The 13,758-nt window shown below is 54.7% G+C and carries 14 protein-coding genes; 6 read left to right on the plus strand and 8 right to left on the minus strand.

From position 1 onward, the window contains the following. Positions 1-15: 15 nt before the first annotated feature. Positions 16-330 carry a phage protein NinX family protein gene (locus BLP45_RS01380; protein WP_090369035.1) on the minus strand — a complete coding sequence of 105 codons (315 nt, stop codon included), beginning with the start codon at positions 328-330 and terminating at the stop codon, positions 16-18. 186 nt (positions 331-516) lie between these two features. Here BLP45_RS01380 and BLP45_RS01385 point away from each other — a divergent pair, with 186 nt between their 5' ends. Together BLP45_RS01385 and BLP45_RS01390 are read left to right on the plus strand one after the other, a co-directional pair. Continuing rightward, positions 517-702 (plus strand): hypothetical protein, encoded by a 186-nt coding sequence (locus tag BLP45_RS01385; protein ID WP_090369038.1) that lies wholly within the window; start codon positions 517-519, stop codon positions 700-702. 393 nt (positions 703-1,095) lie between these two features. Next, positions 1,096-1,935, plus strand: coding sequence for a hypothetical protein (locus tag BLP45_RS01390; RefSeq protein ID WP_143002364.1), 840 nt, complete (start codon positions 1,096-1,098; stop codon positions 1,933-1,935). Between the two features lie 44 nt (positions 1,936-1,979). On the opposite strand, the gene BLP45_RS01395 is transcribed toward BLP45_RS01390, so the two are convergent. Together BLP45_RS01395 and BLP45_RS01400 are read right to left on the minus strand one after the other, a co-directional pair. Next, positions 1,980-2,708, minus strand: a complete 729-nt coding sequence (locus tag BLP45_RS01395; protein ID WP_090369041.1) for an HAD family hydrolase — start codon at positions 2,706-2,708, stop codon at positions 1,980-1,982. Between the two features lie 6 nt (positions 2,709-2,714). Further along, positions 2,715-3,719, minus strand: coding sequence for a phosphotransferase (locus BLP45_RS01400; RefSeq protein ID WP_090369044.1), 1,005 nt, complete (start codon positions 3,717-3,719; stop codon positions 2,715-2,717). A 244-nt stretch (positions 3,720-3,963) separates the two neighbouring features. Here BLP45_RS01400 and BLP45_RS01405 point away from each other — a divergent pair, with 244 nt between their 5' ends. The 3 genes from BLP45_RS01405 to BLP45_RS01415 all read left to right on the plus strand — a co-directional run bounded on the left by BLP45_RS01405 (position 3,964) and on the right by BLP45_RS01415 (position 6,725). Further along, entirely contained in the window at positions 3,964-4,983 is a 1,020-nt protein-coding gene (locus tag BLP45_RS01405) for a PEP-CTERM sorting domain-containing protein (protein WP_090369046.1), read from the plus strand. 153 nt (positions 4,984-5,136) lie between these two features. Next, positions 5,137-5,595: a hypothetical protein gene (locus BLP45_RS01410; protein WP_090369411.1), complete on the plus strand. Its 459-nt coding sequence runs from the start codon at positions 5,137-5,139 to the stop codon at positions 5,593-5,595. Between the two features lie 41 nt (positions 5,596-5,636). Beyond that, on the plus strand, positions 5,637-6,725 hold the full coding sequence (locus BLP45_RS01415; protein WP_090369048.1) for an NAD(P)/FAD-dependent oxidoreductase: 1,089 nt from the start codon (positions 5,637-5,639) through the stop codon (positions 6,723-6,725). Between the two features lie 20 nt (positions 6,726-6,745). Here the strand turns inward: BLP45_RS01415 and ygiD are convergent, their stop codons facing one another. After that, on the minus strand, positions 6,746-7,573 hold the full coding sequence (ygiD, locus tag BLP45_RS01420) for a 4,5-DOPA-extradiol-dioxygenase (RefSeq protein WP_256327622.1): 828 nt from the start codon (positions 7,571-7,573) through the stop codon (positions 6,746-6,748). 605 nt (positions 7,574-8,178) lie between these two features. Here ygiD and BLP45_RS01430 point away from each other — a divergent pair. After that, positions 8,179-10,143: a GumC family protein gene (locus tag BLP45_RS01430; RefSeq protein ID WP_090369055.1), complete on the plus strand. Its 1,965-nt coding sequence runs from the start codon at positions 8,179-8,181 to the stop codon at positions 10,141-10,143. A 16-nt stretch (positions 10,144-10,159) separates the two neighbouring features. Here BLP45_RS01430 and BLP45_RS01435 read toward each other — a convergent pair whose 3' ends face one another. The 4 genes from BLP45_RS01435 to BLP45_RS01450 all read right to left on the minus strand — a co-directional run bounded on the left by BLP45_RS01435 (position 10,160) and on the right by BLP45_RS01450 (position 13,600). Continuing rightward, the gene (locus BLP45_RS01435) at positions 10,160-11,251 is read right to left on the minus strand and encodes an aminopeptidase (protein WP_256327623.1); all 1,092 of its coding nucleotides are present in this window, start codon (positions 11,249-11,251) and stop codon (positions 10,160-10,162) included. 102 nt (positions 11,252-11,353) lie between these two features. Continuing rightward, positions 11,354-12,043, minus strand: coding sequence for an esterase/lipase family protein (locus BLP45_RS01440; protein WP_176754621.1), 690 nt, complete (start codon positions 12,041-12,043; stop codon positions 11,354-11,356). Positions 12,044-12,133: 90 nt separating this feature from the next. After that, positions 12,134-12,808, minus strand: coding sequence for a PEP-CTERM sorting domain-containing protein (locus tag BLP45_RS14840; RefSeq protein ID WP_176754622.1), 675 nt, complete (start codon positions 12,806-12,808; stop codon positions 12,134-12,136). Between the two features lie 429 nt (positions 12,809-13,237). Further along, positions 13,238-13,600 (minus strand): hypothetical protein, encoded by a 363-nt coding sequence (locus tag BLP45_RS01450; RefSeq protein ID WP_090369062.1) that lies wholly within the window; start codon positions 13,598-13,600, stop codon positions 13,238-13,240. Between the last annotated feature and the right edge of the window lie 158 nt (positions 13,601-13,758).

Below are 13,758 nucleotides of genomic sequence, written 5' to 3' on the forward strand. Positions count from 1 at the left end.
CACACGCGCCGTCACTTAATCCGTCACTTCGTCGCCAAACTTGGAAGCGACATAGCAGCGCATGGCGGCGATGAGGGGAGTCAATCCCCTTTGCCGGTATCTGCCTGACCGCATATAAGCGGTACAATGCTCCGAACCCGCCTCCAGGCTGTGGCTCAGATTTATTCCCTCGCGTTCTATGATTGGCCCACCTTGGGACCAGTCGGCCGATGGTTCCCAGCGGGCATGATTAACGAGGCAATGCGAGTCCAGCACGCGTACTTCCGTCACGTCGTTTGCTTTTGCCACCCAATAATCGAGTAGTTCGTCCTTAAGCTCGGACACCTTCATGTTCGCCTCTCCACGTGTAATTTTTAGACAGTGCCGGAAAAATAATTAGTATACTCTGCTCGTACGGCAGCGAATGTTTGCAACCGCACAGAGCTTCCAACCCGAAGCACATATATTTAGCGTTCAGTACGAACCTGGCGCGCAGCAATGATCCGGTATCTTCGCCAAATCTATGAGGGAGGTTGAATGAAAGCAAGGAGTTTGCTCTATTTGGGAATACTCGTACTCGTGGTTCCAGCGCTATCGGGCTGCTGGCTGCTCGCGGCGGGCGGCGCGGGCGCGTACGGCGGGTACAAGGCGAAAGAGGAAGGTTATACGTTGCAGAATCCGGTTACGAAAGAGAAACCCGACAGTAGTCAAAAGAGGGATTAGGAAGAGCTGGCAGGCTTCTCGAAAGGAATCGGGCGAACGTCCGGTCTTATTTTACAGCCCGTTTGGTATGCAGGAGTGGCCGACCTTAAGCGGTCAACAGCATGGATACCAGAACGTTTGAGTGGTCCAGCGCCAGGATCCTCAACGCTTTCTCAGCCCTGAACTCCTGCGTCCCGCAGTTTCCGCACTGTCGATTCAGCTTCCTGCTCACCGCTCGGCGAGCTTCAACACATGCAAATTCCCGGCGTCGCCGCAAACTCATGCTGTTCAATTTCACATCCATTCACAATACACCAAACCGGCGCATTGCTCTCGCAATGCCGACAGTATAATATCCGCCTGTGCGGCAAGAGATCGGGCGCAATGCGAGAAGAAAACGGCATTTGAATTATTATGAGACCGCGTCTTATACTTGGCGTATTGCAGGGGAGGATGATGAAGAACTCGATTATTGCGATGGCATGTGTTCTGTCCGTTCTGCACCTCGCGACAGCTGGCGCATTTGTCGAGAACCCGTGCCGCAAGATTCTGGCGGAGGAATTCCACAATGAGTATTCCGGGAGTAACCCTCGACTCAGGGATCGAGCGATGTATGCCGAATTATGCTCATCAAACTTTCAGCACGCCCGGAATATCATCAATCGCGCCCAGAAGTCCGGGATCGATAGTTCGCTTGGTAGCTCTTACGGACTCTTCAGCCCCGGCGAGGGTGGAGCGCAATCTGCCGTGCCTTCGTCGGATGCATTATTTAACGAAGCGCGATTTTCCCAGTGGAAGAGCGCCTACTGCTCGACCAATTCGTCAGCGGATGCATCGCGGGCGGCCGAGTTCCTGATGCAGAAGGCTGTGGCCCAGCCTGTGGCAAGTGCCTGGTCGACATGCATGCGCAAGCGTGAAGGCCTTACATGCTGGGCCGCGCCGCACGTCTCCCAGGAGGAGGAAATTCTCCTGAATATCAATTGGACAAAGACCGATTCTTCGCCGCCCCTGGTGCAGCATTCTTTCCTGAGCAGAGGCGCTGCCGCGAAATTCGAAGATGTTCCCGCCCGGCGGATTCTGCCGGTTGGCTACAGACTGAACACCGGGACACTACAGATTCCTGTCACGAAGCAAACGGACAATGGAATTACCGCCAATCTCACAGTGAATCACGAGGGAGCGGAGCACAGCTGCAACATTTTTATTCCGGGAGAACGCGACTTCGCGCTGATAACGCCTTTTGTCGCGCAGTAGTGATTGTAAACGGCAATCCGGCCTCCACGAGTCAACCACCGGATCTAGGATGATGCCAGCGCCGCCACGCCGATGAGAACATCCTCAATGTGTTGGGCGCGGTAGCCGGGCGCCACATCTTTATAGGATTTGGCGCCCTGATTGGAATCGACAAAAATATTTTTAATACCAAGCAGGCTTGCGCCGTAAATATCCCGGAACATATCATTGCCCACGTAGATCACGTCGGTCGATTTGAGTTTCATGGCATGGAGAGCTTTCTGAAAAAGCTTCGGATCGGGTTTTCTGAAACCGTAATCGGCGGAGATAATAATCGGGGAGAAATAGCCATTCAAGCCGACCGCCTGAATTTCCGGCAATGCAAAGCAGGGCTGGGCATCGGAGATAAGAGCCAGGCGGTAGTGAATACGCAAATCGTTCAGCACGATCTTCACGCCGGGGTAAAGCTGGAGGCGTTTGCGGGAAATGCCCCGGTAGAGCTGGGCCAGAATTACTGCAAGGTCCTTTCTGGCCTGTGCCTGCTTAACCCCCTCCTGCCGGAGAAAATCGTTCCAGATCGCTTCCACATCGATTTCCGAATGCTCTTCATGGCTAGCCGCTTTCTGCTCCTGCATGATCCGGTAGTAGCGTTCCCGCACCTCCCAGCGGTGTAAATACACGCCGTGATAGGTCAGATAATGCGCGATGCCACGGTAGATTTCATCCATGGATTCGTCGGTCTCGATATCTATCAGTGTCCCATAGAGATCGAACAGAATGCCTTTTATCGCCATGAAGTACTAACCCAGTGTTTTCGCGGCTTCATCCAATAGCCGCCGGCTGTATTTCCCGTGTATCCATCGATTGCGCGCAATGCGCAGGAGGGTGAGTCCCGCATAGAAGGGGATACGCTGCGTGATTGCGCGAAAAGCGGCGTCACGGTCGGGAAAGTGACAGGCATATTCCCACAGGAAGTGGCCGATGAAAGGCTCCGCCAGCCATTTGTCGCCGGTTTGCTGCATGAAGAAGTGCTGGAGTTCGGCCACTACCCTTCCCAGGTCGAAGACCCTATCCGCCGATTTCATCCGTTCAAGGTCGATGACAATCACCCAAAGACCATCACCAAACAGGATATTCGCCGGTGTGACATCGCTATGGATAAGGACTTGGCAGTCTTCCCACATGCATGGTTTCTCGCGCCACCGGTCCTTAAGCTGATGGAGCCTCCCAGCCTCATGCGGGTTAAGGCGCCCCGATTCCATTAACTGTTCCAGGATGTGGTTGAAGTAGAAGCAGTCTTTGCTGAAGTCCACGGTGCTGTCGCCTGCCGTACGGTTATGCAGGGTGGCGAGAAAATAGGCGAGAGCGGTGAGTTTTGGATAAAGCACATCGGGGTCGCCTTTTCGTATGGCTTTGGTAATGAAGTCCGCTAGCGGCGTGCCATAACAAAATTCCTCGACGAGCACGTAATTAAGGCTGGCGTTTCGGCCAAGGGGTCGAACGACGTAATGTGGATAGCAATCAAAACCAAGGCTGCGTAGATAGCTCAAGTTATTGAACTCACACTCCATATGATGAAACGCGGTCTCCGGCGCCACGTCTGGAACACCGCCAAAAAATTTTCCGATGACCCGGATCTGATTGTGCGGGTCTTCGTAGAGATAGACATGGTTGGAGGCCGGGAGCTTGTACACCCGGAATTCGGGAACGCCGGACTTCGCGTCGGTTCCGAGGAGCGGGAGGATATCGTAGCGGAGGTATCCGTAAAAAGGGTCACCGGCGGGAAGCTGTCCGATATATTTCATGCCTTATTGATAGCAGGTAACCTTAAAAAAAGCTAGCAGCCTGTCGGACTTGAAGAATCGATGCGAAAAAGTGGCCGGGCGAGAATGACCGCTGAATTTGACCCCGCGACCGCTCCGATGTAATGTATCGCCTGTGTGACAGGACGCAGAACGCAGTACCGAACCATGCTTATTTTGCATTGACTGCTGATGTTCGCTGGCATGGGTGGTGTATCAACCAACTTTATCTACGGGAGAACGCGATATGAAGCGCCAGAAACAAACTCGGGTTGGGCGGGTTGCGCATGCAATGGTGAACTACGGGCTGCTGGCAGCCTGCTTATCGTTCGGATCCGCTAATGCGGCAGTCACCTTTCAGTTTCAATATGCCGACCCCGCTGGTACCGGGTTTCTTGATCCAGCTGATGGCTCGAGCCGGCAAACCGCCTTGAACACGGCGGCCAGCAAGTTCTCCGATATGTTCGGCAGCCACTTCAGCAACTCGGGCACGGTTGTGCTGCAGGCCACGGCGAGCGACGATGCCAACGATGATACGCTGGCGTCGGCGGGTAGCAAGCTCATCAATCTCGGCGGGGCCGGGTTCAATCTTGGCGAAGTCGTCCGGACCAAGCTGCTAACCGGTACGGACCTCAACGGGAACAACGTGGACGGCTCGCTGGATGTCAACTTCGGCAACTTCTGGGAGCTGGACTTCAATGCAACGCCCTCGAATACCGAATACGACTTTTACTCAGCCCTGTTTCACGAGTTTACGCATGCCCTCGGTTTTACTTCGACAATGGGGCAATCCGGCGAACCCATATTCGGCACCCAGGACACCGGAAGCTGGAGCACCTTCGACAGTTTTCTCACCGACAAGAACGGCGCCAGGATTATCGATCCAGCAAATTTTGCGTTGAATCAGGAAACCTGGAATGCCGCCAGCATCGGCGGCCCCAGCCCGGCGGGGGGACTGTTTTTCGATGGAGCCAACGCGGTGGCCGCAAACGGCGGCAGCCCGGTGGGCCTTTACACGCCGACAACGTGGGAGGAGGGCAGCAGCGTTTCCCATCTTGATGATGAGAATCCCGCCCTCGCGGGAAGGATGATGCTCGCAGCTTCGGAGGCAGGCCCCTATGCGCGCGACTATGACGCCGTCGAAGTCGGCATGCTTGCGGATCTCGGCTATACCGTGGCGGCCATACCGGAGCCCGAGACGTACGCGATGCTGCTCGCCGGGCTGGGCATGATCGGCTGGGTGGTGCGGCGCCGGAAAGCCGCATAGCCTTGGCGGGCCTCATGCCGTGATTCCGCGGCGCGAAACCTGGAACGGTTCCCCAGTTTCGCATTCGGGAAAATGCTGGTGATGCGGATATTGCGTCGCTCTTTTCTGGCCAGCCTTCTTGTTTTCGGTACCTGTTTTATGGGGACAGTGTCCATGGCCACAGAGCTGAGTCTCGGAGAGGGTGGCCCGCCGCTTACCTATCGCCTCGACGAGGTCAGCGTGCGCCTGACCCGTCATTCCGGCAATCCCGCTTTGCCCATCCGGCGCGTCATCCTGTCCGGCACCGGCGGCGCAACACTTGAGCGTGATGGCGAGAGGATGCAGTTTTCCTATGGAAATAGGGAACTGCTGGCTCTCCTGAATGCGCTTTACAAGATCCGTTTTTTCGACCTTCCCTCGCAATACAACACCCGATATTCGGTCTTCCTGAAAGACGACGGAACTGTGGGGACAGAGGCGCTGCGCATGCCGGATTCCGCGAGCACCAGTATCTGTTTCGCCGTGAGCGGGTATGAAAAGTGTGTCACCTACGGCCGCAATAGTCCGCTTGGGCTGGAAGGTATTGCCAAACAAGTTTTTTCTGATGCCGGCAGATTGGCAAGTGACAGGTAGGCGCGGAAATGAGGCGCCAGGACGTAGGAACTCTCCAGTGAATGGCTCAATCAGGGAGTAGGCAAAGCATCGATGCTGTTGTCGTGGGAGGCGGGCCAGCTGGCGCGATATGTGCGTTGACGCTTGCGCGGGGTGGCGCGCGCGTGAGTCTCGTGCATTGGGATGGCTACAGCATCGGCGGCATCGAACTCGTATCGGGCCGCGCGCGCCGTCTTATCGAGCAGCATTGCCCGGACTTTTTTCTCCAAGTCGCGCCTGGCATAGAAGTTAACGAGACGGTATCGCTGTGGGGCACGCCGGGACCTGTCAGGTCGAGCGCGATGTTTAATCCGTGGGGCGCCGGTGTGGCGCTTGAACGCGAGCTTTTAGACCGGGCATTGCGCAACCTGGCAAGCACCGCCGGAGTATCCGTTATTCCCGATACCAAGGTGGTGGGTATTGCGCGCCGCAGCGACCGCTGGGAGCTCTCCCTACGCTTGGGAGAAGGGGAAGATGAACTGTTGCATGCGCGTTTCGTTGTTCTTGCAACCGGACGCGCAGCGGCGCGTTTTTTTGACCAGACGCCGATGGCGGAATCATCGCAAATCGCGCTGATGGCGTCACTCGGCCAACAGTCAGATGCTCCAGGTCACGCCCTCCATGTCGAAGCCATGGATAATGGATGGTGGTATGCGCTACCCGCTGCCGATGGCCGTCATTTTGCCGGTTTTTGCACCAGCCGGGAGGTGGTCAAGCAGCGGGACGCGTCCCTGCGCGACTTTTTTTCCCGGGAGCTTCATCGCACGCGCCTGCTCACTCCCCTGATGACAAGCGCCGAAGGCAATCCATGCAACACGCGCAGCGCGAGAATCTCGCGCATAACCGGCCGTACCGCTGACGTTCGGCCATTCAGCAAGGCAGCCGGGGAGGGATGGATCGCCGTCGGCGATGCGGCTTTTGCGCCGGACGCCCTCAGCGGCATGGGAATCGAGCTGGCGATTGAATCCGCCCAGCGGGGGGCACATGCGTTGCTGGAGGCGATCCGGACGGCAGGCCAACATGACGTATTTGCAGCGTATGAGGATTCGATCCACGCACGTGCCATGCGGCACCATGAAACAGCAGTGGCTTACCGTTATCGAGAACTTTAGCTGCAGGCCTGATCCTGGAATCAGCCTATTCTCACCGCCAGCATGGAAATTGAACCGCCATCGAACCCTTCCACCGGAAAGCTTGTTTCTTCATCTTTTTGGCGTTGGGCGAGGATATAGAGCAACGGGAGGTAATGGTCCGGCGTCGGCACGGATAGTTTTGCATCTTGTCCCAGTTTTTCATACTCGATAAGAGGCTGGAAATCGCCCGAACTCAGCGTCTTCCGCACAACGTTTTCGAATCGAAGCGCCCAATCGTACGGTTCGACCTTGCGGTTTCCCCATGAATAGGTATGCAGGTTGTGCACAATATTTCCACTCCCCAGGATAAGCACTCCCTCCTCGCGCAACGGCGCCAGGAGGCGGGCAATATCGTAATGCCAGGCTGCCTCCCTGGTTTCATCGATGCTTAACTGAACAACCGGAATATCGGCATGCGGAAAAATATGCATGAGAACGGACCAGGTTCCGTGATCCAGGCCCCAGCCCGTATCCATGGTGGCCAAGCCCGGTCCAAGCAAATCCGCCACTTTTGCAGCAAGTTCAAGCGAGCCTGGCGCGGGGTACTGGACTCGATGAAGTTCTCGCGGGAATCCGCCAAAGTCATGGATAGTCCGCGGCTTTGCCATGGCGGTGACTGCTGTTTGCGGCACATACCAATGTGCCGATATGGAAAGAATGGCGGTAGGGCGGGGAAGCGCGGCGCCAATAGCGGACCATGCCGTTGTATAGGCGTTGTTACTAAGCGCGTTCATTGGATTGCCATGCCCCACAAATATTGCCGGCATAAGGGACCGACGAGTGGGGGAATGGGAATGAGGAGGAAGATCGGGGGAATTGTGGCGCATTAAAACTCTCGCGCTTGCGCGCTCAGGGAATTGCGAACCTGCTGCAATTTATTCGGGCGACAGGTGGAGGTGACCGCGGCTGCAAGTGCGGGTCAGGCGCTTTCCTTCGAAAATATCACAGGAGCATTTGCTTTTCTGTCCGGCAATATCTCGATATCTCTCCAAGTCGGTCGGCCTTTCGAGTGAAAGTGGTGAAGCATTTTTTGCCTGAACGCTACCGATCTGTGATCAGCCCCAGCCAAAGCCATACCGAACGGATTTTGATCATTGCATTTTATCATTTTCTCGATTCCTTAATAAATGGAGTAAACCAAAACGGGGCAACCCATCATTTAAAATATTCTTACAATAGCTACCTTAAAACAAAACTTTTACAGGAATGTGAAAACGCCCGCTCACATTTTTCCGCATATTGTCCTCGTATAAACGTTTGCTGTTTGTATGGAACCGCACAGAAGTATCATTTATAGCGTGGCATTGGTTATGTTGTCCCGTGGGTGTGGAGCGAGTGATCATGAAATATTCTGCTGATCTGAAAATCGATTTTCTCGTTGCAACCGTCCCATCATCAGATGCGAGGGCTTCATGCTGAGATCACGGCTTCGATGAAAAACAGAGCCGATCCGCATTTTTCCGGTGGTGTCTATTCGCCTGCCGTCTCGAACGAGCCTTGGTATCGATCGCGCCGGCTAAGCATTTTTAGCATTGTCTTTTTAATCAGCGCCATTATCAGCCTGGCTTACAACTACAGCCGTCCAGCCATTTACCGCAGCGGCGCAACACTGCTAACCTCCGCAATGACCGCCATCGATCGTGAAAGTGGCGATCCGGATATCCAGCACGTTGCTATTCAAAGGCAGTTCTTACTGGGGCATGAACTTGTTGCCGAGACCCTGTCGCGGCTCAAGGCGTCAGCCACCGATAAATCCCGGCTTCAGCTGACGATCTCCGATATACAAAATTTATTGCATGTCGAACCTGTCGCCGATACCAACCTTGTTGAAATACAGGCGGAAGATCTGGACCCGAAATTCCTGCCGGTGCTCATCAATACCTGGATAGATGTCTACCTGGATGCCAGGACTGAAGAGGTCAAGCGGCTCACGGGCGATACAACACGTATTATTGAAGGCGAACTGAAGGCCTTGGCCGGGAAAGTCAATGTGGCCCGGTCCGAACTGGAGATTTTCAGAAAGAATAACGATATTTCTTCAATCGGGCGCGAAGAAAACGAAGCGTTAGCCCGCCTTAAAGGTCTGACCGACTCGCTTAATAAAGCCAGTGAAGAGGAAGTCAAGGCCAGGGCGAATGTTGCCGCGATAAAATCAGCCGTTTCTCGCGGGAAGGCGGTGGTTCCCAATGAGGAAAAGGCAGGTTTGCTCGCGCTTGAACTGCGGGTACGGGATTTGCGCGATAAGCTGACGGAGCTGGATAAAAAATTTACACGAGAATATATCAATCTGCACCCCGAATTCAAGTTTATCCCGCAGCAAATTGCAGAACTGGAAACAGCAATCAAAGGTAAACAGCAGGAGGGCAGTAACGTCGTGCTGGCAGATGCGGAAGTGACTTATGCCGCTGCGCAGCAGACCGTAAGAGAAATTCGTGATCAGCTGGATGAACACAAGCATCAGGCGTCGGCGTTTACCACAAAGTTCGCCAAGCACGATGCGTTAAAAGCCGATCTGGAAAGCCTGGAAAACCTCTACCGTGAAACGCAGGACCGACTGGTGCAACTCGGCGCCGGCCACAAAGAGAAATACCCGCAGGTAACGGTTATTAGCCGGGCGTACGAGCCCAGGGACCCGGTGAGACCGGACTATGGCCGTGATGCGCTGATAGCGATTGCGGGCTCTCTACTGTTAGGTCTTTTCAGTGTCTGGATTTTCGAGTATTTAACTCAGAGAAAGGGGGGGCAGCAACCGCCTGTTACGGTTTTCGGGATACATAATTATCCATCGGCCGGCGCGGAACTGGTTAATTATTCACAAAGTGTGCCCAGTCCTCTGGCCCATAAAACCAGCGCCGTGCTGGCGGCTCCTTCGGACCGCGAGCTCTCGAGCCATCAGCTAAGAATTTTGCTTGGTGCCGCAAACCTGCAAGGAAAGCAACTGATCAGCCTGTTACTCAGCGGCCTCAGTATCGATGAAGCTGCTTCTTTACAACCGCACCAGATCGATTTGCGGGCGGCAACCATCACCGTCGCGGGAAAGACGCCAAGGATCATTCCTATCAGCAACTCCCTCAAACTATTATTTGAACGATCGGGCGGCCGTCCCGCCTGGAATCCGGATGATCCGGGGTTGCGGATCGAGCTTTCCGCCGCCCTGGTCTGCGCCGCGGTGGACTCGGGCTTGCCGGACCCGCAGAGGATTACCGCTGGCACGATCCGGCATAGCTATATCGCCTACCTGGTTCGCCAGGGGCTCAGGCTGTCGGATCTCGAACAAATCACAGGTTACCTGGAGCCTTCCACCCTTTCGCGCTACAGCGCCTATTCGCCGCCGCAGCAAGGCCGCCATCTGGACGAGATTGAATTGCTTCATCCTGCATTGATCAACGGCGCCTGAACGGATGCACTGATTGCTAAGGGGTTGAACTCGCGGCGGTCCGGTTGCCCGAAACCGTTCTGTGCAGTAACGATGTCCGCTCGGCCTCCGGCAAGGTACTGATTCTTTTTACAGTTTCGTAGAACCGTTCGATATTTCCGTCCTGCCGCGCAAGCAGTGCCTGGAACGCGGGTACCAGGTGCGTATACGTCGAGATCGAGGCAAGATATGCATTGTTGAGACGCTGCGCCCACCAGCGTTCATAAGTGCTGACCCCGGCTGTGGTGGCTTCCAATGCGGAGAGTTTATCGCGCAACTCCGCTAAGATGCGTGCCTTGGCGGCACGCTTTTCCGCATTTGTTACGTTGGAGGCGAATACTTCCTCCAGTCTTTTGCGGTGACTCAGCATGATTTCGGCAGACGCGTCTTTCTTTTTTTGCGCCGCATCAAAGGCTGATCGCTGTTCACTTGTTCCGTTGCTGTTCAGCCAGCGGGCCACGCCCTCCAGCTCTACCGCAGTCGCAAAAGACTCATTGAAGGTGCTGTCATCACGCACATACACCACCTGGTGGGCAAGCTCGTGAAACATGAGTTGGGCGAGTTCTGTTTCGGAATAGCCCAGGAAGGTATTGAGTATCGGATCTTTGAACCAACCCAGGGTGGAGTAAGCGCGTACCCCCCCAACAGTGACGTCGTAACCTTTTGCCTTGAGCCCTTCGGCAAAGCGTTCCGCCTCGGCCTTGGAGAAAAAGCCACGGTAGGTGACACAGCCGATCGCCACGAAACACCATTTTTTCAGCTCCAATGATAACTCCGGCGCGGCGGTTACATTCCACACCGCGTAGGGGCGTCCCACGTCAGCGTAAGTCGTAAAGCTCTGGTTGTCAGGAAGTTTAAGTTGATGATTGGCAAATTGGCGTAGCTTGACCACGACAGCCAGCGCGCCTTTCAACGCCGGATTGGCATCGGGGTCGGCGATAATCGTGCTGATCGGCTGGGTTCGGTCCCGGATGTCCATGTGGCCATCCACGGCTTGGGCGTAATAGTCGAGATTGGCGCAACCTGCAAGCAAAGCGGCAAGAACGACAGCACAATTCTGCCTTAATATGCGTGAAATTCGTATCGTCATTATCCTGAATCCGGCAGTATTGGGGAGCTTATCAAAGAGGGAGAGAGAGTAATGGAGAGTTAAGTGCAAAAAAAGTTCTTGCGGGTCGTGGAATCTCGCGTCCTAATGGATTATCTGGGTTGAATCGTGCAAAAAATACCCCGATCGCAAAAATGCGCATGCCTGACGGACCAGGCCGGCAGAAAAGAGCATTCCCGAATGACTCACGTTGAGCACTATCCGGTCTCTTATATTCGGTACCCGCGTTTCCTCAACCGTGACCACACCGTCATTGGGATGCGGCAACCGGAATATCAGCCTGCCGCCACCCATGCTCTTGCAGCCGGCGATTACCCCGAGCTCGTATGGGAGGTCACCCTCCAGCGTGTTCTGTCGAAGCCACTGGAGCATGCTATGGCCTAGAATATATCGCCCCGGCCCTCTGCGTGAAAGCTTCGCCGCCACGCAACTCGCATGATAGGGGCTTCCGGCCAACACAACGCGCCCGGTACGCTGTTCCGGATATTCCGCAAGCATTTGCAGCACGAGAAGACCACCCAGGCTATGACCGATAAAATGGACCCGCGGCGCGTCGATGCCGGCAACAAAATGCGACAGCAACAACGCGTTTTGCGACAGCGATTTGCGCATGGAAGGATAAGAAAAGAAGACAGGATGAAAGCCGCAGTGCCGAAGCCGCATTCCCATTAATTTCATGACCCAGCCATGCATCCACAGCCCATGCACAAGCACGACGGTGTCTTTGGCTGCCGCCGCACCTGACAATTCTACTCCTTGGACTGATCTTTGCATCACATTTACTCGCTCAAGCGTAACAGAAAAAGGGATGGGCCGTAATGCGCCCATCCCCAAACGTTCCAGCGGCCTGTAACTGAGATGCGTCTACACTTGCTTGACGTCTTGCTTTCTTCGGCGTGTTGTCCAGGCCAGGAATCCCAGCCCTCCCAATATCAGCGCATAGGTAGCGGGCTCGGGAACGGCATTTACCGCACCGACAGTGGCGCCATAGTAATATTCATAATCAGGCGTTGTAAAGTAGATATCAGTGTAAGTTCCATGAAATTGAAGCAGTCCGTTGCCTTCCCACCCGGTAACAGAACTGCCGCTTTGGGTGAGCAAGCCACCGCCCCAATTGCCGGCTCCCTGATTCAGTATGCTGAACGTTGCGCCGTCCAGAAAATTGAATGTTACCGCCACTCCTGCCTGACCCACGCTAAAAAGATCGATGATAGGATCGACCACGGCCTGGGAAAAATGAAAGGCGTTAATTTCGTTCGTACCCCCCGTCATCAGGACCGTTCCGTTTGTTCCAGGGGTGTTCGTCACCTCGGCGTTGGTAAATGAAGCAGGAACGTTATAAATATGTGAACCGTAATCGACTCCGAACGCATTTCCGGTGTAAGTGACATCGATGGTGTTGGACCCTTGGGTAAAGCTGCCACTGATGCTCCCGGGGGCCGATGATGTCCAATTGGTCCAGCTGGCCGTATCCATGGGTGTTGCGTGAGCAGGCGCAATAAATAAAACGCCGATAATCAAGGCGAGGCTTCTTTTCACTTTATTTTCTCCCTGTAATTCATTAGGTAAAATCAGATATTTTTTATATGCCTCTACAGGGCATTTCCAGATGGGCGAAGCGCAACCCATCATTCGGTTTACTCCCATGTCACCCGGCCGGGACGTTTGAATCAGTAGGTGACGCCGAACTATGACTGGTCTGCCTTGCTGTCACAATTGGACAGAAGTACATCAAGCCAGGGTTTTCTATTGGACCAAAGTACAGGATGGGGATGGATAGACGTGGCTGAGCAGACAGCGCAGCATGGCCGATGGGAACATCAGCAATACACCAGATATGACAAAATCATGCAAGGGAGGAATGCCGGCAAATCCGCCGTGGGGGACGTAGAAATGCCGGGGGTTCGATCGCGGTGAAACCTGCGACTCAACGAAAATGACACCTTCGTTGCGCCGAACTTCTTGCTGCTATACTGCCAGCAGAACCGTCACCGGGCCGTGATTGTCGCAATGGCCGTTGTGCGGATGATGGAGATGCCCGTCGACCAGGTAGTCCACATGCTCGCCGTGGGGCACCGACTCATGACCGCAACCGGGCCCGTGTATATGTCCCTGCGAATGCCCCGCACACTCATGTTCGGGTGTGCAATCTTCGGGATTTGCAGCCGTTATCCCTATTACATGCTCATCGATATGGTCCCCATGCGGGTAGTGCAGATGTCCGTCGTGCAGATAATCGACATGCTCGTCATGCATAATGCCTGTATGACCGCACTTCGGGCCATGTGGATGCGTATGATTTTCGTGCTGTCGCAAGGTACAAATGGTCATCTTCGCTCTCCTCTCCAAGTATGGAACTGATGCGCGGCAATGTTGGGCTGACTGCCGCTAAAAAATTACACCGAATCAGCTTTGACTCGCAGCTTTCAACAGCGAGGCCGAATCCCCGAATCGCCGGCAATATTATCTGCGTATTAGAAACGCCTTTG

This window comes from Nitrosospira sp. Nl5, assembly GCF_900102495.1.
Lineage (GTDB): Bacteria > Pseudomonadota > Gammaproteobacteria > Burkholderiales > Nitrosomonadaceae > Nitrosospira.